15 protein-coding genes and 3 pseudogenes are annotated in these 19,585 nt (G+C 57.0%); 11 read left to right on the plus strand and 7 right to left on the minus strand.

The genetic code is table 11. The annotated features are described in order from the left end of the window. Positions 1-276: 276 nt before the first annotated feature. Positions 277-477, minus strand: coding sequence for a glycosyltransferase family 25 protein (locus FJ548_RS30800; protein WP_348640850.1), 201 nt, complete (start codon positions 475-477; stop codon positions 277-279). Positions 478-807: 330 nt separating this feature from the next. Between FJ548_RS30800 and FJ548_RS01630 the strand changes: the two are divergent. Continuing rightward, positions 808-1,629 (plus strand): annotated as a pseudogene (locus FJ548_RS01630) (IS5 family transposase). Between the two features lie 826 nt (positions 1,630-2,455). Here FJ548_RS01630 and FJ548_RS01640 read toward each other — a convergent pair. Next, positions 2,456-2,647 (minus strand): hypothetical protein, encoded by a 192-nt coding sequence (locus tag FJ548_RS01640; protein ID WP_140776428.1) that lies wholly within the window; start codon positions 2,645-2,647, stop codon positions 2,456-2,458. Between the two features lie 78 nt (positions 2,648-2,725). Continuing rightward, positions 2,726-3,589 (minus strand): ATP-dependent DNA ligase, encoded by an 864-nt coding sequence (locus tag FJ548_RS01645; protein WP_140776430.1) that lies wholly within the window; start codon positions 3,587-3,589, stop codon positions 2,726-2,728. 406 nt (positions 3,590-3,995) lie between these two features. Between FJ548_RS01645 and FJ548_RS01655 the strand changes: the two genes are divergently transcribed. Together FJ548_RS01655 and FJ548_RS01660 are read left to right on the plus strand one after the other, a co-directional pair. Next, positions 3,996-4,496, plus strand: a complete 501-nt coding sequence (locus FJ548_RS01655) for a hypothetical protein (RefSeq protein ID WP_140776432.1) — start codon at positions 3,996-3,998, stop codon at positions 4,494-4,496. 11 nt (positions 4,497-4,507) lie between these two features. Continuing rightward, positions 4,508-4,888, plus strand: coding sequence for a hypothetical protein (locus FJ548_RS01660; protein WP_140776433.1), 381 nt, complete (start codon positions 4,508-4,510; stop codon positions 4,886-4,888). Between the two features lie 97 nt (positions 4,889-4,985). On the opposite strand, the gene FJ548_RS01665 is transcribed toward FJ548_RS01660, so the two are convergent. Continuing rightward, positions 4,986-5,234, minus strand: a complete 249-nt coding sequence (locus FJ548_RS01665; protein WP_140776435.1) for a hypothetical protein — start codon at positions 5,232-5,234, stop codon at positions 4,986-4,988. A 210-nt stretch (positions 5,235-5,444) separates the two neighbouring features. On the opposite strand from FJ548_RS01665, the pseudogene FJ548_RS30240 reads away from it, so the two are divergent. The 6 genes and pseudogenes from FJ548_RS30240 to FJ548_RS29735 form a co-directional block, all read left to right on the plus strand. Beyond that, positions 5,445-5,528 (plus strand): annotated as a pseudogene (locus FJ548_RS30240) (transcriptional regulator); the annotation flags it as partial. A 167-nt stretch (positions 5,529-5,695) separates the two neighbouring features. Continuing rightward, complete coding sequence (locus tag FJ548_RS01675; RefSeq protein WP_140776437.1) at positions 5,696-6,532, plus strand: FkbM family methyltransferase; 837 nt, start codon at positions 5,696-5,698, stop codon at positions 6,530-6,532. Positions 6,533-7,767: 1,235 nt separating this feature from the next. Further along, positions 7,768-8,997 (plus strand): glycosyltransferase family 2 protein, encoded by a 1,230-nt coding sequence (locus FJ548_RS01680; RefSeq protein WP_348640849.1) that lies wholly within the window; start codon positions 7,768-7,770, stop codon positions 8,995-8,997. A gap of 89 nt (positions 8,998-9,086) precedes the next feature. Then, positions 9,087-10,496, plus strand: coding sequence for a DUF4038 domain-containing protein (locus FJ548_RS01685; RefSeq protein WP_181168678.1), 1,410 nt, complete (start codon positions 9,087-9,089; stop codon positions 10,494-10,496). A gap of 2 nt (positions 10,497-10,498) precedes the next feature. After that, on the plus strand, positions 10,499-12,178 hold the full coding sequence (locus FJ548_RS01690; protein WP_140776441.1) for a hypothetical protein: 1,680 nt from the start codon (positions 10,499-10,501) through the stop codon (positions 12,176-12,178). A 301-nt stretch (positions 12,179-12,479) separates the two neighbouring features. Further along, a complete protein-coding gene (locus FJ548_RS29735) occupies positions 12,480-12,635 on the plus strand; it encodes a hypothetical protein (RefSeq protein ID WP_181168679.1) in 156 nt (51 codons plus the stop codon). 768 nt (positions 12,636-13,403) lie between these two features. Here the strand turns inward: FJ548_RS29735 and FJ548_RS01695 are convergent. From FJ548_RS01695 to FJ548_RS01705, 3 genes and pseudogenes are all read right to left on the minus strand, one after another. Next, a pseudogene (locus tag FJ548_RS01695) lies at positions 13,404-13,913 on the minus strand (IS5 family transposase); the annotation flags it as partial. Positions 13,914-14,207: 294 nt separating this feature from the next. Next, positions 14,208-16,286: a glycosyltransferase family 2 protein gene (locus FJ548_RS01700; protein WP_246678530.1), complete on the minus strand. Its 2,079-nt coding sequence runs from the start codon at positions 16,284-16,286 to the stop codon at positions 14,208-14,210. Beyond that, positions 16,283-16,537, minus strand: a complete 255-nt coding sequence (locus FJ548_RS01705; protein WP_210241979.1) for a hypothetical protein — start codon at positions 16,535-16,537, stop codon at positions 16,283-16,285. The genes FJ548_RS01700 and FJ548_RS01705 overlap by 4 nt, the downstream gene beginning before the upstream one ends. Before the next feature lie 846 nt (positions 16,538-17,383). Here FJ548_RS01705 and FJ548_RS01710 point away from each other — a divergent pair. Continuing rightward, on the plus strand, positions 17,384-17,698 hold the full coding sequence (locus FJ548_RS01710) for a hypothetical protein (RefSeq protein ID WP_140613592.1): 315 nt from the start codon (positions 17,384-17,386) through the stop codon (positions 17,696-17,698). A gap of 88 nt (positions 17,699-17,786) precedes the next feature. Continuing rightward, positions 17,787-19,585, plus strand: a 1,799-nt coding sequence (locus FJ548_RS01715; RefSeq protein WP_140776443.1) for a DUF4347 domain-containing protein, incomplete at its 3' end; no start/stop codon positions are given.

Consider the following 19,585-nt stretch of genomic DNA (forward strand, 5'->3'; position numbering starts at 1 on the left):
CTGTGTCATCGAGAACGACGGCAGTTCCAGGAAATGGGATCAGTCTGCTTCGTAGAGGGAGGCATTTCTCAAGAAGTATTCCTGCGCCTCTAGGCGTGATTGTGTAAGCTTGGGTTCCAAATGAGTGCATTACCCTGATAAGGGATCGGGGAAATTTATCGGGCTGGAACAAGGCACCTCTATTAGTATATCGGCGGTCGTAAAATTCAATCTTGGCCTTGGAGAAACCAAAATCCAACCAAAGAAATAATGGGTTGAATACGTGCCCTCACAGTATCATGTCCCAGTCGGGGGGGCTTGAGACATGATACTGGTGGATTCTTCTACGAATCGAAATGACGATCGAACGTCGTCTTCAAAAATCGTGATTGGCTTGTTTTGTGAAATCGAGAGCTTCCATAGGCTGACGTGGGATAGTGCACATCCCAGAGCGCCCGGTGAATACGCGCAGTCGTCAGTGATCAGACCTTCCTTTATAAGAGACCGTTTGAGAACGCTATTGGACGCGCGGGTTCAGTTTGAGATGGCTACCGCCACAAAGCCTGAACGCCCGTCTGCAAAGCGCTGAGGCGCGACTGTAACGACTGCGTCTGGTGCGAATGCCCACTCCTCATCGTCCGGCATCGGGCCTGTCACTCGAAAGGTATCCTGGCTCAGTTTCTCAGCGACGACTGGTCTCCAGACGGTCGTGCCTTCGTTCAGCAGCGGCATATAGATCGTCGTCATCTCTACCATAGCGTTGAGCCCACCTGATGCTGCTGGTCGAAATCGCTTTTACGACCAGACCGCTTGTGATTCAAACTCCTGATGTGGACCCGAACGACGCGTGGCCGGATGGCCAAGATTGAACGAAAGACGAAGCGCTATCCGACGGACCTGACCGATGAGGAATGGTGTCGGATCGAGCCTTTGCTGCCGCCGTGCGGCAAGACCGGGCGCAAGCGGTCGGTTGATCTCCGGGAGATCCTGAATGCAATCCGCTACATGGCCCGCTCGGGCGGCGGTTGGCGCATGCTGCCGAAGGACTTCCCGCCCTGGCAGACCGTCTATTGGTGGTTCCGTTGCTTCGTGCGGCGACTGCTGTTCCGGACCATCCACGACGTGGCGCTGATGATCGATCGTGAACGAACTGGCCGAGAGGCAAGCCCATCTGCCGGGGTCATCGACAGCCAGTCTATCAAAGCTCCGGCGGCCAAGATGCGCGGCTACGATGCCGGCAAAAAAATAGTCGGCCGTAAACGCCACATCGCCGTTGATACCGACGGCCGGTTGCTGATGGTCAATCTGACCACGGCCGATATCTCGGATTCCGCCGGTGCCCAGATGATCCTCGACGCGATCCGCAAACGCTGGCCATGGTTGAAACACTTCTTCGCCGACGGCGGCTACGACCGTACCAAGCTCATGGACAAGGCCGCCTTTCTCGACTTCATCATCGAGATCGTCCGCCGCACCGATAAAGAGCCGGGCTTCAAAGTGCTACCGCGCCGCTGGGTGGTCGAACGAACCTTCGGCTGGATGACAAGATAGCGCCGCCTCGTGCGCGACTACGAGACTCGCCTCGACGTGTCGGAGGCAATGATCCATGTCGCAATGGGCAGCCTCTTGCTCAGACGCATCGCTCACTGAGCGTTTTCAAACGGACTCTCAGACTGTTTTGCCAATACGATACGCCAGAGTATCACGTGATAGCGGTCTTATAGATCGCGACCCTGTCTAGTCCGGTTCGCTATTCGCGATCCGCACCAAATGTTTGAGGTCAAAGACTGCATCGACTACGCTGCGATAGAACCGACGCTCATCCTCGCCCAACTCTCCCCACGGCCTACCCTAGTCGGGATCAAAGCTTTCCATGGTTTCATAAAGATAACGAGCGAGCCGGTCTTTCGCCTCATCTGCCATTAGCCCGGCGTGACTCAAATAGCTGTCAGTCATAGGAACTTTTCCTAAGTTCCTAAGTTCCTAACTTCGCTGATCTCCTTTCCCTTTTGTGCATCTCATCGCCTCATCGGCGGCCTGTCGAGCGAGTCAGTGCACACGAAATCAGCTATGTCAGGCATATAATTAGGAACGTATTCCTGCCTGACACGATAACGTCGCTCTCGTCGAAGTCACCGCGTGGTGGTGGTTTAAGAGCGGCGGTTGAGAGGCTCGCCTCCCCTTTCAAGCGGTCTTATGGAATCTTTCCGCGGATGAGCGACGAACCAATCAGGCTTCCCGACGGCATAACGCCCGCGCCGCGCGAGCGCGCCAGAGTGCTAGGGCACATGTGCGAGCACACGGGGTGCGCGAAGCACGGAGGGTTCGGCTTTGCTCGGCCTCGCCAAGAGCCGCATTGGTTCTGTTTCGAGCACCGGGGCGACGGCGAAAGCTTTATCTAGATGTCGAACAAGTCGCTTGGCCCCCGCCCCGCTGTTGAAGTCTGTGCGGGAAGTGACGGGGAAGGAAGTCGAGTTCATCCAGTGGAATAGGCGCCGGCCGCACCGGCCCGGTGGTACGGCTCATGCAGGGTCCGCGTGGCGCGGTAATGCTCGCAGTGTGGCGATATAAACGGCTTTATGATGCTTTTGTGCAGCGCTTCCGCAGCTACGAGAAAGCGCTCGATTTCAGCTTGGGAAAGCTGTTTGGATGGTTTGGACCTGGCCATTGGCGATCTCCGTATTGAGAGAGGAGTCGCCGCAACAGGAGGATTATATTCCCGAGATCGATAGTGGCCGCAAGCGCTCTATTGCTTGTCCCGGAAATCCAGCAGCTTCGCGTGCCGCAGCTTATCCTCGCCCTTGAGGAACCGCACGCGGCCGACGAGACCGGGTTTCAGCCATTCGGCCTTGTCGTTCTTGAGCCCTATCGGGACAGGTCCACCGACCTTTCCCTGCACGCGGTCCCAGAGGCGCTGGCGCATGTCAGCCTTGAAGGTGACGAAGGCGCCGCCCGCATAAAGGCCCTTGTCGGCCATGAGCACCATCGCAGGTTTGCCGGCCTCGCGCTGCACGCCGATGATGTCCATTTCCTTTTCGGTGTAGCACTTGATCTTTCGCCAGTTCATCGTTGGCCCGCTGCGATAGGTACTGTCCTTGCGCTTCGAGACCATGCCCTCCATCCCCGCTTTGTCGGCCAGGCAATAGACGGCGTCGCCGGTGCCAGGCATCGCTTTGCTGAACTGAATGCGGCCGACGAGCGGGATCATCTCCTGTAGGATCTTGCGACGGTCGTCCACCGGCACGTTGCGCAAATCATGTCCGTTCAGGTGCAGGAGATCGAATGCTACCAAATACAGGTCGCGCGACGGCTTACGCCTGGTCATGGCTGATTGTAGGGCGTGGAGGTCGGACAGGCCTGCCTCGTTGATGGTGATAGCCTCACCATCGATGATGAAGCTTTGAGCCTCGATCGCCTCCGCCTCGTCGGCAAGATGGATATAGCGGCCCGTCCAATCATAGCCGTTCTGGGTGATCAGCCGAATGCCATCTTCATCCTTGATAAGCTGGGTGCGGTAGCCATCGAACTTGAACTCATGCAGCCATTCATCGCCCTCTGGCGGCGTGTCGACCAGTTGGGGTTCCATGGGCTTTATGAACTTCAGACGCATGCACTGACCTGCATAATACGGGTCAATTAGCGCACGCTAAAACAGTTCCGGAACATTTTAGCTATATTGAATTTTTGAAGCTCAATGAAGATCGAAGCCGACGAATGCCGGGCAGCCCTGATACTGATCCGGCGCACCATCGAGGAACACTGCCCGCCTAGCGTCTTACCGAGCGAGGAGCGGTGAACGGGCTCTACGGGCCGACCTTGCTTCATGAAGCGGAGGCCATTGCCGCCGCAATCGTCGCCACGGTTGAGCGGTTGCAATTTCAAACGGGCGATAGGCCGCCAGCGCCGAGCATCAATCAAGCGTAAGTGTCTCCACAATTCCCCGCGAGTAGACGTCCACCCTTGCACACATAAGAACTTTAGGAGATGCTAATCCTTGGCCTTGGGAGGGCTCGGGGATGAAAATAAATACGTTGATGGCACTTGGTGCCATTGCCACGCTATGTGGCTGTCAGACCAGCAATCAATCTGACTATATGCAGATCGGCTACGGGCCAAGCTTCGACGTCGCCCATGCTCAGTGCGAACTGCAAAAGGGTTCGGCCGATCAAGGCTATATTGCCATCGGATCGCCGGGCTTTGTGGCGGGTGCTGGTATAGGCAACGCTCTCGGCAACTTGGCCGCCGAAGATCAGTACATGAAGAACTGTCTCATCCTAAGCGGATGGAAACGCGCGCCTCACGGTCAGGGAACGGCCGCTGCGGCAGCGGTCGCGGCTGGTACTGCGCCGACACCTTATGGGATAGCCCGCGCACCTGGCAGCTGGATCAACACGGCATTGCTGGATTGGTCGGATGCGAACAACAAGTGCGTCGCCGGCGACAAGGCTGCCTGTGCGACCCGCGCAAATCTCGGCGCGAAGCTCAGGGCGGCCGGCATCAACCCGTCACCGGTCTGAGGACGCCGCCAATGCGCCTGCAGATGCCAGCATGCCTTGGCTTAACCTTGGTGTTCAGCGGCTGTGCCGCCGATTATCTCAACAACTACGACAGTGTGACTCTGGCGGCCGGCGAAGCCAACCACGCCAACACCCTCGCTCAGACTGTGGACCCGTTTAATCCAAACAGCCAGAACACACACATCGAGGGCGATGGGCAGCGTTCGGCCGCTGTCGTGGCTCAATATCGCGGTCCGCCGGTGATGGGCGTGGCGGGTGCCACCGTAGGATCTGGCGGCAGCGGTAGTGGATACAGTGGAAACTGCCCAACGCCGGATAAAATTGCCGCCGATGACAAGCGGTGCGGTGGTCGGGCAGCGAGCGAACGGCCAGGAGGAGCATTAGGTCCATGAAGCGTGCGGCATCCGCATTGATCGCTTCTGCCGGTGGGGATCGCCGGTTGCCGAGTCCAAGCTCAAAATCATATCCCCGGTAACCTGGCCGCCCACATCAATTGGTTGACGAAGGCGCCGGCCGCACCGGCCCGGTGGTATTCCACTGGATGAACTCGACTTCCTTCCCCATCACTTCCCGCACAGACTTCAACAGCGCCTCATGAAGGGTCCGCGTAGCGCGGTAATGCTCGCAGTGTGGCGATATAAACGGCTTTATGATGCTTTTGTGCAGCGCCTCCGCCGCCACGAGAAAGCGCTCGATTTCAGCCTGTGAAAGCTGTTTGGATGGTTTGGACCTGGCCATTGGCGATCTCCGTTTTTGAGAGGGGGGTCGCCGCAACAGGAGGATTATATTCCTCGTCTCGACGTGGTTGGCAAGTCCTTACGCGATCACACCATGTCCAAAGGAGGTATTTTAGCCATTCTGAATATGCGGCGGCCCTGGTGGCGGGCCGCCGGGCCGGCGCCCAATCAGGCAATTTCCCAACGGAAGGGCGCCGGTCACTCTGTCGCTGCCATCCGGTCAACTCTGGAAATTGCCGGCGTCGAGTTCATCCCGGAGAATGGCGGTGGCGCTGGTGTGAGGCTTCGGAAATAGGCCGCCCCAGAAGGGCGGCCATACAGCCAAACTCGAATTGGAGATCGTAAATCGCGGTGACGCTAGCGGGCTATCTTAGCATGTCAGATCAATCCCTCTCCCAAAGGAGTATTTGCGTTGCAGCTAATATAAGAACATTGTCAGACTGTTAGGACAACATTTTACCTATGAACTACTCAAAGCTCTATCACCTGAATGGCCTCGCTCGCGCTATCGGCTGGAGAAAGTCACTCTCAGTCCTACTCCGCCGGGCACTGGGAATCGGGGCACCGATGAAAGTTCGCTGCCGTAGTCATGAATTGTTGATCAGGCCTACCGACAGCGACTTATTTGTAATCTCCCAGGTTTTTGGCCATGGGGAATATGAGATCGGAGAGGCAGGCCAGAGCGCACTTAACCGGCTCGCGTTGGATTGGAGAAAAAAGGGATTCATACCCGTTGTCGTTGATGCGGGCGCTAATGTTGGCTACTCGTCGATTTTCCTTAGAAACCAGCACCCGGATGCCATAGTGATGGCTATTGAACCGGACCCCCAAGCGTTTGAAACGTTAGTATCAAATTGCGCGGGTCTGGAGCAAATCATACCTATTTACGGGGCGCTCTGGAGCCACGACGGGGAGGTCGAGCTTGTCAACAGCAACAGCCCTTCATGGGCACGGGCCGTATCAGACGGACAAGGTGTTCCTTCTATCACCCTAGATAGCCTTCTTGCCAAATTGCCCAAAACAAAATTGTTAGTGCTAAAAATGGATATCGAAGGTGCAGAATTAGAGGCAATGCGTGAGTGCGGGAAGGTCCTCAAGGATGTGCCGTGCATTATAGTTGAACCGCACGACTTTATGTTTCCCGGCCGAGGCTGCCTCACTTTCGTATACTCGTCATTTGGCGGAAGGAGTATCGACAGTCTTGTGAACGGCGAGAACCTGATATTCATAGCGTCAGCGCTGCTAGCGCCAAAAGCAGCCAAGCGAAACACCACCAAGGCCGCGCGCTTCAATTCCTGATAGACGCCAAGATGTGCGTCACTGCCTTCAGAACCCGGCCTGCAATCACAGCAAGATCCTTCCGCTCGAAAAGCTACGCGACCGGTTTGGACCAGACATGCACCGCCACTATCCCCTGCAAATCAAGGGTTCGAAGCCTGCAACGTCGTCACTCCCCGCCCTGACCCCCGGCTTCCTCCGGCCACAGCGTGAAGAAGCGAAAGCTGCTGACACCCACATGGCAACCAGACGACTGGGAACTGCCGGTCTCTCGGGGATGGTTCCCTGGAGTAGTTCGGCTGCTTTGCCTGCCACTCATCAGAAACAGGGTGCACTCCACCGTCTCTCCGTTTGCCTTGACGAGTGCGAGAGTGCCAGCGGGAACCGTGGTGTCCCATTGGAAGGCCGTCTTGAGCAGTTCCCGCCTGTGGGGCGGTGTCAAGGTTGTCCAATTGGTTCGCCCTTGGTCTCAAACACAATCACCTAGATAGATTCGCCTTCGGTAAAATCGCGAAAATGAAATCGGGATAGACCCTCGCGCTAGGCGGGCCGCGTCCCTATTCCGCCTTAACTACCCCTTCCCGATGAAGCCTACTCCTCCCCCCGCCCTGCAAATCCGGACCCGCCACCCGGTGCCGCCCCGTCCTCAGCGCCGACATCATTGAGTTCGTTGACAGTGTTTGCCGCACGTGCCTCAGATGAAGCCCCTTGGCAACTTCAATCGCTTTGCGACAACATGGAAGCCAGCCACCTACCAGACGTCACCGTCGGGTAATTTGTCGCCACGCCAAGGCTGATGGCTGCTGAGCCAACGCTTGCTCATACCAATTCATACCCAGCCGTGACGAAGAGCATTGCCCATGCGGGGTTGGACGGCGTCCAAGGCGGACATGAGGCCCGTGGGGCAGGCAAAAGGTCCAGGCCGCAGGTGCGTGTTGTCGCCGCTGCGCTCACCGCAATAGGGTCGGCCCGCCAGCGTCTAGACCGTCCTGCCTGGGTAGATGTGCCAACCACCCCACACACTATAGCAGTCCACCAAAGGCAGACATGTGGCTGTCGGTAAATGTCAGCGATAATTGGCGGCTTTTTGTTCGAGATAATTGTCCGGGGCCAATGACGAGGCAGTCGTGCGCTGCATCACAACCTCCCAGGAAACCTGCTAGACCCGATCGAGCTCCATCATTCTTTTCTTCGGTCGACCGGCATCTGCAAGTTGGCTGGTAGCTACGCCTTTTGACCGAATGACAGAGAGGTGGATGGCGATTTGTATGCGACCTGCACCTATATTGGCCGACTTGCCCCTCCCCGGCAGCCAGCGCGATATTTATCCGTTTTTGCAAGCGAGGACGCGCGCCATGTTGCAGCTAGACATCCCTAGAATACAAGAACGGCGGTCAAAAGTAGCAGACCTTGCTGTTGTCGTTCCAACCTTCAAGGAAGCTGACAATGTTGCCCCGTTGGTCGACAAGCTGGCTTCAGCGCTCGAGGGGATTCAATGGGAAGTCGTGTTTGTCGATGATGATTCTCCGGACGAAACTTCCAAAGTCTTGACGGAAATGGCACGCACCGACCCGCGTATCCGTTTCATCCGCAGGATGGGACGACGTGGTTTGTCCTCTGCTGTCGTCGAGGGGATTCTCAGTACCTCAACGCCCTTCATCGCGGTGATCGATGCAGACATGCAGCACGACGAGCGGATTTTGCCGCAGATGTTCGAGCTTCTCAGCGAAGACAAAGCAGATCTCGTCGTTGGATCGAGATATGTCTCCGACGGCGGCGTCGGATCGTGGAATCTGACAAGGCAACGAATTAGCAAGTTCGCCACGCTCCTGTCTCAACTTGTCATGAAGACCGAACTGGCGGATCCGATGAGTGGCTTCTTCATGGTCAGCAGGCAGGCTTTCGAAGGATCGGTTCGTCGGCTCTCGATCCAAGGATATAAGATTCTGCTCGATATCGTTGCGTCCTCGTCTCCCGGTTTACGTGTGGTAGAACTGCCTTATGTGTTTCGCCCAAGGGAGCATGGTGAAAGCAAACTCGACACGCTTGTTTCCCTAGAGTTCGGTACCTTGTTGCTAGACAAGCTCGTAGGACGCTGGGTTCCGGTCAGGCTGATATTGTTTGGTGCTATCGGTTCGCTGGGTGTGGTCTTGCACATGAGCGTACTGGGTTCCCTCTTGCATTTCGGTAAGTTCGCGTTCTTGCCCGCGCAAATAGCAGCCACATTCGTTGCGATGACTGCTAATTTCTTTCTAAACAACATCCTGACATATCGAGACAAACGCGCGAAGGGATTCTGGTCAATCGCGCGTGGATTGTTATCGTTCTACGCGGTTTGCAGCGTTGGAGCCCTAGCCAACGTTGGCGTTGCAAACGCGTTTTTTGCGTCGAATTATGCCTGGTGGGCTTCGGCACTCGCGGGTGTAATCGTCGGCGTAGGCTGGAACTATGGAGCGAGTTCCCTCTTCACATGGCGCAATCGTTGAGTATCGCTGGAGAAACTTCAAGAAGCGACACCAAATCGTGATCCCGATTGGGCCAATATAGCGAGGGTAGCGTGTCTGTGGTGAAACCAGTGCGAACCCTGATCCTGACGCTGTGCACAATCTCATTGGGCTATCTTGCCCTGGCTGCAACGCGTGGTGACCTGCGCGCTCAGGTTGAAAGTCATCATGTGGTCCAGAAAGATCGCCGGGTTGAACTTAAAACAGATTTGCAGTTCGGACCGCCCAAATTTCCAATCAGCGTTGCGACAGATAACCGGCACTTGGTAGATGCCACCGGTACGCCTTTCCTTTTGGTCGGTGATGCCGCTTGGTCGCTGATCGCACAACTAAAGCGCGAAGACGTCGAAATCTACTTGCAGGATCGCCGAGCACGGGGTTTCAACGCCATACTGGTTAATCTTATCGAACATCGTTTCGCCAGCAACGCCCCGGCGAACGCTTACCACGCGGCGCCGTTTCTTGCCCCAGGCGCGTTCGACAAGCCAAACGAAGCGTATTTCGCACATGCTGACTGGGTTATCGAACGTGCATCGGAGTTAGGCTTCGTGGTGCTTTTAGCCCCTTGCTACACAGGAGCCGGCGGCGGCAGTGAAGGCTGGTACCAAGAGATGGTGGCGAGCGGAGCCGAAAAGCTACGGGCGTATGGCCGCTTTGTCGGGGAGCGCTATAGCCGCTTTAACAATATCATCTGGGTGGAGAATGGCGACTCCAACCCATCGAACAGGGACCTGGTCCGTGCGGTCGCGAATGGCATCTATGAGAGCGATCCGAACGCACTCCAGACGGCGCATAACGCCACTGGAACCGCAGGCGCGGACTTATGGGAAGGTGAGGCGTGGTTCAAACTCAACAATGTCTACACGTATGGCCCGGTTTTTCCTGATGCACGGACGCAATACCTTAGAACCCCTACAATGCCGTTTGTCTTGCTTGAAAGCCAATACGAAAATGGCCCGGACATTACGCCACAACGTTTGCGCCGGCAGGCGTACCAAGCCCTGTTGACGGGAGCGACAGGTCAAATTTTTGGAAATTCCCCAATCTGGTATTTTGATGGGACGGGCGAGTATTCAGCGCCTGCCGGCTGGAAGAAGGCTCTGGATAGCCCTGGCGCACGTAGCATGACGCGTCTGCGCGAACTCTTTACGGGCTTACATTTGCAGGACCTGGTACCGGACGTCGATGATCAGCTCCTAGTAGGCGGGGTTAAGAGCGGACACGAGCGTGCCGTTGCTGCCACATCATCTGATCACCGCACAACGATCGTCTATTTTCCGGAAGATCGTCAAATAACCTTGAGAATGGCAGAACTCGCCGGCACCCAAGTGCGGGCCGTATGGTGGGATCCGGTTGATAGTTTGGCGTTCGAAGCAAGCGAGTCACCCTTTCGCGCCGGAGTGAATGCTACATTCCGGCCATCAGCGAAGAATGGTGGTGGTGATGGTGACTGGATTCTGATCCTCAGCGAGGAAGAATGACGATGACAAGTACCAAGTCGGTAAACATCTCTCAAGTTGATAGATATCTAGTAGTCGCTGACAGGCTGCATCCTACGTGCTTCATCCTGGGGATGGTTTTCATCGTGGTGCTTGGAGTCAGCGTTTTCTTGATCTCCCCCACCGTTATCATGGCGCCTTGGGATATTTTCATTTTGCTTGACGGTGGATGGCGTATCCTGAGCGGTCAAGTTCCCCATCACGATTTCTATACCCCCGTCGGACCGCTGGTCTATTGGCTTTCGGCCCTGGGAATGTACGTTGCAGGGCCCTCACTGAAGGGCATAGCGTGTGGAATTTTGATCTTCTTCGCGTTCATCGCCCCCTGGGCGATGGCTGTTTATTTTAGGAAACTGCCAACGTTCTACGCTCTCGTCCTGACGCTATTTACAGCCCTTCTGATCGTTGCCACGCGACCGTTGGGCTATCTTCCATCGACGACCACTTACGCCATGATCTACAATAGATATGCGTGGGTGCTGCTCTCGATTCTCGTCGTGCAGTTATTCCTTCAGGATCAAAAACGCGAAACCAACATTGCAATTTTTGATGCGTCGTCCGCAGGATTACTGCTTGGACTTCTATTCATTTGCAAAATCAGCTTTCTACCGATCGGCGTCACCGCGCTGGCGATTGCGTGTTTGCTGAGACCAGATATCCGCAAAGCTTCTTGGTTGACAATCGTGGGCTTTGGCGCCGTATGCTTTGTAGCCACTCTGGCGGGCCATTTATCGTTGCAAGAATATTGGAGCGACCTTTCATTCGCAGCCAAGGCGCAATCATTGGGTCTGCGTTTCGTGTGGTTTAAGAATTCGCTAATTTCCAATGCCCTGTCAGTCCTGTTGCTCGTGCTGTGCTGGTTCGCGTTGATCGCGGTGGGGTACTGGCGCAAAACTGTAACTCTGGCAGACGCTATCAAGTCCAGCTTGGTTTTCTGGTTCCTGTTAGCGTCGGCTATGTTGATCACGATTGGCAATGCCAGCGAAGGCAGCGACGTTCCCCTGTTTCTAGTTGCGGGCATCATCTTGCTCGTTGAGACGCGGCGCACCCAAACGGTCCAGTCTGAACGCAGCTCCACAATTTGGAGCACAACGACTTACCGCGTTTCAGCCGTCGCTATCATCACCCTATTCCTTGGAGGAACTTCCGGAAGGGATTTTCTCAGTATCGTCCAGACGCATTCCCTAACTGCAATGCGTGATGACGCAGTTTTTTCGAAAAAATTTGATGCTTCCCGCTTGCAGGACTTCACAATCCCAGCCACTTCAGAGTGGCAAACCGCATATTCTCGCGCGGGAGATGTTCCAGATCGCATCAATGAAGGGCTTGGGTTGCTGCGCCGTCACGTTTCTGCCAAGAGCCACATCGTGACCCTTGCATTGACCGATCCGTTTTCATTTGCGTTGGACATTGCCCCCTCCAGGGGAGACCCGCTCTGGTGGGATCTTGGCATTTCATTCAAACGATCGCACTATCCATCTTCAGAACGTGTCTTCATGGAAGCAGATTATGTCATTTACCCGCTGACCAATTCACAAGAGGGGTGCTGCCAACAAACAGTTGTCGCGCTGCTGGACATATACGGTGGGTTCCTGAAGGAACATTTCATACAAACTGATCGATCAGCACATTGGGTGCTGCTACGACGTCGTGACCTGATGTAGTCGACGTTCTGTTTCGAATACCCCCATCAGGAAAGCTCCTTCTATGTCGGGTTTCTGATCAATGAGTCATCCTGTTAAGGGCAGGAACATTTCAGCCTTAAAAATCGGACTATACTGACCTTTTTGCTGGGTGCCTCTGGTGCTGGATGCCTCTGGTCGCCGGCTTGGACGTTACGCGGCAGACGCCAGCCTCGCATTACATCGCGCAGGACATGGGCGCGGAGGCTGCGACAGTGGCGGTGGCAGGCTATGTGTAACGGTGACCTGCCGCAGATCGATGGTGTCTGGGGCGAAGGCGGGCGTGATCTCCGCACAAGACGCGCAAGCTGCGTTGGCGCACATGACCGTGGCTTCCGAGGCCGGCATCGATACGCCGGAGAAGGCGCAGGCCTTCCTCGATGGCGTTCTGCTCGGAAAGGACCTCAAGTTCAGACCAGAGCGCGGCATCGGTGGCTAGGCTCGCACGCTAGACTGGCGAATTCGGCGAATTTGGAGCACGAAAAAGGAAGAGGAGCCGCCAATCCTTTGTTTTGCCAAACTCTATAAATCGGTAGCTGAATCCTGAGATCAAAAGCAACGTTAACAAGTAAGTCACGGTCCTCGAAGGCGGTAATGCCTGGTCGGATAGTCGATATGAAAGCCGTGGACTTGAAGGATACCGTGCCACACATAAATGCTAAAACACATCACGCCCAGTAGCCGAAGGGGACGAAACGAGAGAGCACGAGCTCCCCAAGATTTGGAGAAAACCGCAGCTGTAACCAACGCGGCCATTCCAATTTCGGCGGTCGTGGTAAATCCCCCAGCGAGAAACACTGGCACCAGCCCGATTTTCCACCTGTAGAATAGATATCCTGAGGCGAGGACCAGAATGGCTCCTGCTGACGCCAGCGCCTGAGAGTGTCGCAGTCGTGGTTGAGCCGAGCATAGGCGCGCAACACACATACCGACCATGAATTCGTCTAAGCGCGCAACAGGGCTAGCGGAAATCCAATTGAGGTATTGTCCATCGGATACCATGGTACCCGACTGCCCGTATGCCAGTGCATGCGATCACCGCGATTGCGGTTGCAATGAATAGGCCTCGTCCCCTGGCGAGGGCGATCAACGGGAAGGCCGCGCTAAAGATAATCTCAACCCTAGAGACCAAAGGACCCAGTTTGAGGCCGGCATAAAGGTTCTGGGATGAAAGTTGAGAGACCGCTTAGAGTCCGTTTGAAAACGCTCAGTGAGCGATGCGTCTGAGCAAGAGGCTGCCCATTGCGACATGGATCATTGCCTCCGACACGTCGAGGCGAGTCTCGTAGTCGCGCACGAGGCGGCGCTATCTTGTCATCCAGCCGAAGGTTCGTTCGACCACCCAGCGGCGCGGTAGCACTTTGAAGCCCGGCTCTTTATCGGTGCGGCGGACGATCTCGATGATGAAGTCGAGAAAGGCGGCCTTGTCCATGAGCTTGGTACGGTCGTAGCCGCCGTCGGCGAAGAAGTGTTTCAACCATGGCCAGCGTTTGCGGATCGCGTCGAGGATCATCTGGGCACCGGCGGAATCCGAGATATCGGCCGTGGTCAGATTGACCATCAGCAACCGGCCGTCGGTATCAACGGCGATGTGGCGTTTACGGCCGACTATTTTTTTGCCGGCATCGTAGCCGCGCATCTTGGCCGCCGGAGCTTTGATAGACTGGCTGTCGATGACCCCGGCAGATGGGCTTGCCTCTCGGCCAGTTCGTTCACGGCCAGGATACCTTTCGAGTGACAGGCCCGATGCCGGACGATGAGGAGTGGGCATTCGCACCAGACGCAGTCGTTACAGTCGCGCCTCAGCGCTTTGCAGACGGGCGTTCAGGCTTTGTGGCGGTAGCCATCTCAAACTGAACCCGCGCGTCCAATAGCGTTCTCAAACGGTCTCTAAGCGCCGCCCTGTTGAGGGACGCGCCGTCAAAAGCCGATACACGAACGGTATTGTGCATCAGATGCCAGTTATTCTCTTGATATCTGCTCCAGCGCTCGACGCTGCGGTCGAGGTTTATCACGTGAATTTCGGCGAACCGGTCGGCTGGACAGGTCGAGCTGGCATCGGCCCAGAGGAAGGCGGCATGGGACTAACCAAAACGTTGGTATCGCCCGCATTGTGCAAAAACTCCCGTGCGCGCTCGATCCCGTCGCTCACATGATATTCGTGGTCGCCGAACGTGATGTAGCCATAGACCTGCCGGTTATCCAGATACTGAACGACGCCGGCTTTCCTGGCGCTATCGGCAAAAATGACGTACTCATACCGCGATGTGCTGTCCTCGTAGGTAAGTTCGCTCAAAACGTCGGCGCGGATCAGATAGGTGCAGTGCACGAGCGGCATCTCGATAACGCCGCGCACGTGGCGGTTGAGCACCCAGCCATATTGATCGCACTGCATATAGTAGCCGTTGGCGTCGATCTCGGCGTGGTAGTTCGAATAGTATTGCCCGGGAGAGATGGAGCGAAGCAGGGGAGCGACAATCGGCACGTCGAGCGCGACAAGCTCGCGTAGCGTGGCCGGACGCACGAAATTGTCGACGTCGACAACGAAATAGAAATCGCAGTTGTGCTCGAGAGTTTTCCGCAAACTTATGTTGCGGATTCGGCCAAGCACCCTGAAGCGCGTTTCGTTCCATTCGTGTTCGCCAAACTGCTCGACCCGATCGGCCACGTCTGAGGCGTCGAACTCAACCGCCGCGTAGAGGTGGCGCACACGCTCCACCCATTCGCGGAGAATGTGCTCGGTCCTGTCGGTGTTATTGTTTGTCCTAATGTACAGAACGATCGACGCCTTCGGGTAGTCGAGCGCCTCGATGCATTCCAAATAAAGCGGCAGTGCCGGCTCTTTCTGCTTTGCCAGGATTGTCACTAGGATACGCGGCGTGCCCGCCATTCGCGACCGCAACGAACGCTGCCGGACAAGCTTGTGCTGGTCGATCAAGCTCTCTGTCCCGAACGATCCAAGTTTCGGAGACTCATTGATCTGGAGCTTATCGGTGGCGAAACGCGCGTTGCCTACCACTCGCTTCAGCATGTGCGCTGGCAATTTGTCGGAGGCCAGCAACTTTAGGCAGGCGTCGAGCGATTCCCGGTAGGCGCCTGTCCAATAGGCATTGATCGAAAACTCGTCGAGCAGCCCGTAGTCGTAGACCCAGGGCTGAACGAAAAGTCCGGCAGGCTCAGTGAGGCTCAAGCCGCGACGCGCATACTCCTGCCCTTCTGCGTTCCGGCCCTGGATTCGACAGTAACGGCTCGCCGCATGCAGGGCTTCCGCCCGGGTGGATACTGTCTCGGTCGCACGCTCGTAGACGGCGACGACCTCTTCGAATGGCCGGCCCAGGGTAGCCATAAGGTTGCCGGCCTCAAGCAGGCTGACGTAGACCTCCTCGCTCCAAAAACCCAGGTCGGCGCGCCTTAGGTAGTGCTCCAATGCTTTCTCATGTTCACCGGAGTCCCGATAGCTCTGCGCCAGATAAAACGTGTAACGCGATATCAGGAACGGGTCGGTTTCGGTTGCAAGCGCATTCTCCAGAACCGCCGCATCGTCCTGGTACTTTCGTGGGTTTTGACTGCGCGCTCCTTTACGTCCCGATGCTACACTGAATCCCTTGGCAGTCTGGCGTGTGGTGTGGCCGGGAGGGGCCTCGAGATATTCATGCAGCACACCCTTGAAGGAGAAGGCCATTCGGTTCCGGCAGATCTGAGGGCGATAATACGAAATGCCGTCTCCGGACAACTCAACGTCATATAAATCCTGTCCCAACTGAGACTTGAATGCGATCGGATCGAAGTCGGGGCCGCTGATCAGGACATCGTCCGCGTCGATAATCATTGCATAATCAACAGTCTCGACCTCACGCAATCTTTCGAGCGCGAAGGTACGGTTGTACGCGAAGTCCCGCCACGGCTCGTCAATGACAGCGCCTTGGACATTGTGATCGGCGAGGAAGCCGCGTATCAGGTCTTGCGTGCCGTCCTCGGAACCCGTATCGACGACGAGCACATAGTCGACAAGGGGTAGCACGCTGGCGAGACATTGCAGGATGACCTTCGCCTCGTTCTTGACGATCATGCACAGGCCGATGGTGCTCATGCTATTCCTTCAGCTGAGCAGCGGTCGTTCCGCTTCTGCTCGAAATTGTGGAATGGGAATTCGTGCAGTTCGCCCGGCAGGTTGCGGGCAGCGAAGAACGATCGGATGAAATCCTGGGTCCCGTCGGTCGAGCCGGTATCGCCGATGACCCAGCAGTCGATATGGTCGGCGACCGCTCCGAGGCAGCGCTGCAGGTTCGCCGTCTCGTTCTTGACGATCATGTTGAGGCAGACGCGCTTGCGGCTTGTCATCTGTGAATCGTCGGCTCCGTGCGGCGGTCCGTGACGCCCCTCGATTAGTTCACCCCTATTTGCCAGGTGTCGTCAAGATCGAGAAACATTGATCCGAGGTCCTAAGTGGCGTCCCGTCAGAGGAGTGCCACGCTCGACCTTGATCGCATTTGCGACACTGCTAGAGATGGAAAGGAGACGTTAAGTCCAGGCTTCTCAAGAACAATTTTCAGCAATTGCCGTCAAAGAACGGCCGGCGCCCGCCCCTTGATCAATTATCGGCAAGCTTATAGTTTACAAATCCCTAATTTTCGGTTTTACTAATGTACAGCTTTGAGGGCACTCGCGCAGTTTGGCGGGTGGGTTGGCGTTCTTGAGAGGGTTTCTAGGAGTTCTGGAGTAGCTAGGCCACTTCGCGGCTGAAGCAGGTGCGTTCGCAAAGCGTCCGCTGCCGCGTATACGTTTGTCCTTCTGCTGGAGGCGGACGGGTTCCTCCGGAAATCCCTCTCGAGTTTTTCGCTGAGACATCGGCGTGAACATGACGGGAGTGAAGTCGTGAGTCGGGTAAAATCGCGTGCGCATCGCAGGAAACGTGAAGCCTTAGCTTCGCCACCCCCCACCCATTCGCGGCTGGACATCGGAACCTATCTAGAGATCGGTTATCGGGCTGCCGCTTGCCAGACGAACAATCGACAAACCAGCGCGGCGCCATTGGAACACGTGGCGCACAAAGGCGCCCGGCGTCTGCCCACCCACCCACCAGATGCCCACCCACTCGCAAGACCGGCCGCCTCGCGCTCCGTCGGGCGCTTCTATAAGGCCGAACACGAAAGGCGCGGCGCAGTCGCCGCTACCGAGGAGGATAGTATGAGTTACGCAGCAGGATTTGCGGTTGTGGAAGTCGCCGTCAGAGGTGTCTTGCCCATCGGCGATGCGACCGAGAATGTAACCTATTTTATTCTGGACACCGCCAAGAGCGCGATCGTTGGCCAGGTCGTCCTTCCCAAAGCCGTTAAGCGAAGCCTTGCCGTAGCGCTGACCGTCAAGGTGCCAAGCACGGCCGGCTCATTTGCGATTGGGACGTTTGACGATGGTGGCAGTTTCAAGGTCGCCAGCTTCCTGCGGGTAGAAAGTCCCTCTGTCGATGGCGCAGGGGCCGCCGTCGGGCCGTCCGGAAGATGACCGCCTAGCCTTCATGTCGTGTGCCATGCCCCCGGCCAAGCCGGAGGGCGCTTTTCGTTGATGAAGTTCAAGCCAACAGGAGCCAGTCATGGCCCGTGCCTCTGAAATTCTCTTTGTTGATCCTTCGATCTCCGACCTCGCGACTGTTATCGGCAACCTGAGGCCCCAAGTCCGGGCCGTCGTGCTCGACGGCCGCCGCCCGGCGGAGCGGCAGATCGCCGCCGCCCTTGCATCGCACAGAGGGCTCGACGCGGTCCACATCATGGCCCATGGTGCTCCAGGCCGTGTCAACTTCGCCGCGGGAGAATGGTCGGTCGAGACCGTGGGGGCAGCGGCTGACGATTTCGCCGCAATCGGCAGGGCACTTGCCGCGGACGGCGAGGTGAGGCTGTGGAGCTGCGAGACGGCATCAGGGGGCGCGGGCGAAGCCTTCATTGATGCGTTGGAAAAGGCCGTCGGCGCGGACATCCGCGCATCGAGATCGCTGGTTGGCGCAGCCAAGCTAGGTGGCTCTTGGGAACTGTCTGCACACGCGAGTGCTCCCACGTCTCTACCGCCGCTGACCTCAGTTGGGGTGGCGAGTTACGCCGGGGCGCTTGCGTCAGGGGATCTGACGCTTACAGGAACCATAATTGCCGGTAACAGCAACAGTATTAACACGTTTTATTTAATAGATACAATAACTAACACTGTCGTTGGAAGTTTCTCGCTCCCCTCTTCTGCCAACAGTGTAGCGCCAAATTTCTCTGTAACTATAACAATACCAGATACAACTGACACTTATTCCATCTACGAAAGCGGATTCAACCTATACGCTACCCTTACCCCACTTGTACCGGGTAGTTCCTATACCTTTGCTCCTGTATCTGGCAGTCAAAATAATGGCCATGATGGCGATACGTTTAGCGGGGGCATTCTCACTCTCGCAAGTCAGGGGCAAGTAGGCCCGACGGGCCCGACAGGCGCGACCGGTGCCACAGGCGCGACCGGATCGACTGGTGCGACCGGCCCGACTGGCGCCACGGGTTCGACTGGTGCTACCGGCTCGACAGGCGCGACTGGTGCTACCGGAGCCACGGGTTCGACCGGCGCCACGGGTTCAACCGGTGCAACAGGCTCGACTGGCGCGACTGGCTCTACCGGAGCAACCGGCGCTACGGGTGCGACCGGCGATACGGGTGCAACCGGTTCGACTGGGACAACCGGTGCCACAGGCACGACCGGTGATACCGGAGCTACGGGTTCGACCGGCGATACGGGCGCCACAGGTGCAACCGGCGCCACAGGTGCAACAGGCGATACAGGAGCCACAGGTGCGACCGGCGATACCGGAGCAACCGGCTCGACCGGGTCGACTGGAGCAACCGGTGCCACAGGGTCTACCGGTGCAACCGGCTCCACAGGTGCCACTGGTTCTACCGGGGCAACAGGCTCGACTGGAGCGACCGGCTCGACTGGGGCCACGGGCTCAACTGGTGCAACAGGTTCGACCGGAGCCACGGGTTCGACCGGCGCAACAGGCTCGACAGGTGCGACCGGCTCGACTGGGGCCACGGGCTCAACTGGTGCAACAGGTTCGACCGGAGCCACGGGTTCGACCGGCGCAACAGGCTCGACAGGTGCGACCGGATCAACCGGTGCAACCGGGTCAACTGGTGCCACAGGGTCTACCGGTGCGACCGGCTCCACAGGTGCCACTGGTTCTACCGGGGCAACGGGTGCCACCGGCTCGACCGGCGCGACTGGCTCGACCGGTGCCACAGGCTCGACCGGCGCAACAGGCTCGACAGGTGCGACCGGATCAACCGGTGCAACCGGCTCGACCGGGTCAACTGGAGCAACTGGTGCCACAGGGTCTACCGGTGCAACCGGCTCCACAGGTGCCAC

The sequence above is a fragment of the Mesorhizobium sp. B2-4-17 genome (assembly GCF_006441275.1).
GTDB lineage: Bacteria > Pseudomonadota > Alphaproteobacteria > Rhizobiales > Rhizobiaceae > Mesorhizobium.